The 2,846-nt window shown below is 58.8% G+C and carries 2 protein-coding genes; one reads left to right on the forward strand and one right to left on the reverse strand.

Annotation, left to right across the window (positions count from 1 at the left end; translation table 11 throughout):
• Positions 1–1,607, reverse strand: a 1,607-nt coding sequence (locus tag WBR57_RS18025) for a winged helix-turn-helix domain-containing protein (RefSeq protein ID WP_424085222.1), incomplete at its 3' end; no start/stop codon positions are given.
• 213 nt (positions 1,608–1,820) lie between these two features.
• Between WBR57_RS18025 and WBR57_RS18030 the strand changes: the two genes are divergently transcribed.
• Positions 1,821–2,507 (forward strand): hypothetical protein, encoded by a 687-nt coding sequence (locus WBR57_RS18030; protein ID WP_424085224.1) that lies wholly within the window; start codon positions 1,821–1,823, stop codon positions 2,505–2,507.
• Positions 2,508–2,846: the final 339 nt, after the last annotated feature.

A 2,846-nucleotide genomic window follows, 5' to 3' on the forward strand; every position in this document is an offset into this window, starting at 1 on the left:
GGATTCATCCGCTCCAGATAATTGACATTCCCCTCGGAGACACTAAACAGAATCTTCCCGTCCAGACCAAAATACGGCGACACTCCTCCGGAATCGCCGATTCGTTTCGGTGTGGCTTCTCCGTCGACGGAGGCGAACCACAATTGTGAAGCGTTGCCACCCTTTCCTGTAGAATAGACCACGTGTTTCCCGTCTGGCGATACATCGTATCCCGTGATAAAGACGCCGGGAAACACTACTTCACTCGCGCCCGAGCCCACATGCATGCGCCAAAGCTCGGCGCCGGGGCTCGCGATTGTGCCCCGCAACAGATAGTAGAGAGTCTTGCCGTCCGCGCTGAAAGCAGGCGGAGGGTGGGCGATCACTTCGCCTTCCGACGACATCGGTCGCTCCCCGTGTTCATCGTGAATCCAGATGGTGCTCTCGTGGACTCCGAGCGACGTGATAATCGAACGCCCGTCGCGCTCCACCGCGATGCCCTCTTCTTCGGTCGGACCGAATGTGATTTGCTCCGGCTGGCTGTTTCTGTTTGGAAAGCGCTGGCGCCACAGATGGCTCTGCGCGTCTGTGGCGGCGGTAAAATACATCCAGGAGCCGTCGGGCGACCAACCCGCGGACGTACACGTGCCATCGGGCCCAATCGCTCTTGGCTGAGACTTGCCGTCCATGGAGATGAGCCGGCACGCCGCCCAACCCCCTTTTTCATTCATTTCTACTACCAACGCCCAACGATGATCGGGTGAAGGATACGAATAATGCGCCATGCCTCGTTGGTGAGCGGGGAAGTAGATTTCGCGAAGACTCTCCTGCGTTTCGGTTCCGGTGAAGACGCCCAGATGCTGACCGGAGCGGATTTTGGAAAACAGGAGATGGTGCTGATCGAGCCAGCTCAGGCCGGCTGCATGATCCATGAAGAGCCGAGTCTCGCCTCCCAGCACCGGAACAATGTAGGTTGCCCAATCGGGAGATCGCAGAACCGTGAAGGCGATTTGAGATCCATCCGAAGAAAATGCCGGGTTGTATTTCAGTCGAGGATCGTCTGTCAGGCGCTGGGGCTGGCCGTTCGGGAGCATTTTCACGTAGATCTGGTCGGCGGAAAGGAAAGGGTGGCTGCCGCGGATGAAAGCGAGCATGCGACCATCGGGCGACAAAGCCGGAGCGGTCGCTGAATCGGTGAAATTGGTGAGCTGGGTGAACTGCACCGGCGCTGGACGGGCACGGGAAAATGCATAAAAGGATAGCGCGGCGATTGTCAGAATAGCGCCGGTCAGCGCCGCGAAAATCCATCTCAGCTCTGGCACCGCGGGACGCGGCGAAACGCGCGTCGGCGGCTCCGCCGCTGGCCTGCCAGTTACCTGCGCGATGAACCGGTAGCCCTGCTTTGGCAAGGTTTCGATGTACAAAGGCTTGGCGGCATCGTCCTGCAGCGCAAGACGAATCTGACGAATGCAATAGTTCAGCCCTTGGTCGAATTCGACAAACGTCGCCTCGCCCCAGATGCTCTCGCGCAATTGCTTGCGTGAGACGATCTGGCCAGCTTGCTGGGCCAGGATGCTCAAGACTCGCAGGGGTTGCGGTTGAATTTTGACGGGATGGCCGTTGCGCATAAGCCTTCCCCAGTGCGAATCGAGTTCGTACTCGGCGAACCGTAGCCGGCCGTTTGCATGCGCCTCCAAAACAATGTCCTTTTGAGAAGCAGTTTACACCCTCAGGCGAGGTGAGCAAAACCCTCATGGAGAACTCATGCCGCTTTGGGCCAGGCTGCTGCTAGTTTCAGTGAAGTCCGGCAGCAGCCGGCAAAAAGCCAGTAGGAGGACAAGATGACGTTGAAACAGTTCGTTAATCCCGCGACTGCCGCAACCGTATTAGCCGCGGCAGCTCTCGTGGGAATTGCGTTCCATGGCACGCGCGTGCGCGCCGATGATATTGGAGGCGATGCCTCGAGAATCCAGCAGGGTTTCGCAATCGCGCCGGTTCCGCTGAACCTGAAAGGGAAAGACCCGGCTTTGGTCGGGCTAGGGAGCTATATCGTCAATGCCCAAGCCAGTTGCAACGATTGCCACACGCTCAGCCCGCAGGCGGAATACTCGTCAGGCGGGATTCCTTATTTCGGCCAGCATCCAACCATCGTCAATCCGGCCGTGTACCTCGGCGGCGGCCGCGATTTCGGGCCGGTAGCCGGCCCGGGGACCCCGGACATCGTCTCGCGCAATCTGACGCCCGACAAGACCGGTCTGCCGGAGGGCGGTCACACCTTCGCGCAGTTTCTCGACATTATGCGGAACGGTACGGACTACGACCACTTCCATCCTACCTGCGTCAACGGCGTGCTCACCGGTACCTGCCTGCCCGCTCCGTTTGACGGAGCGCTGCTTCAGATCATGCCGTGGCCCATTCTTCACAATCTGACCGACCACGATCTCCTGGCCATTTATGAGTACCTAAGCGCCGTGCCCTGCATTGCGGGTCCCCCCGCCCCCAGTATTTTGCACAACGATTGCAAGTAGCCCCCCGGTCCGGGCAAGGCGGGCACGATGAGCGATTTCATCGCCCCCTTGAATGGCGGTGAACGTTTGCTTGCAGGTCGCGTTTTAGCCGGGTCTAGCAAACGACGCAGTGTAGACGATATGGTTGCACTTCCGGCCCACTTGGCACCCCAGGTCGAACGGACGTGTCAACAAACTAGACCTGTCAACTGGAGAAAACGGAGAATTTGGCGTCGAAGGGCACTCGGCGGGTCGTGACGCCGACACATATGCGTTCTTCGAAATGGGATTCACAACAACTTGATTGATTACGATCTGGTCAGCGGGCAGGCCAACCATTGCGGCGATCTTGGCGTCAAC

This window comes from Pseudomonas sp., from assembly GCF_049590575.1.
GTDB lineage: Bacteria > Pseudomonadota > Gammaproteobacteria > Pseudomonadales > Pseudomonadaceae > Aquipseudomonas.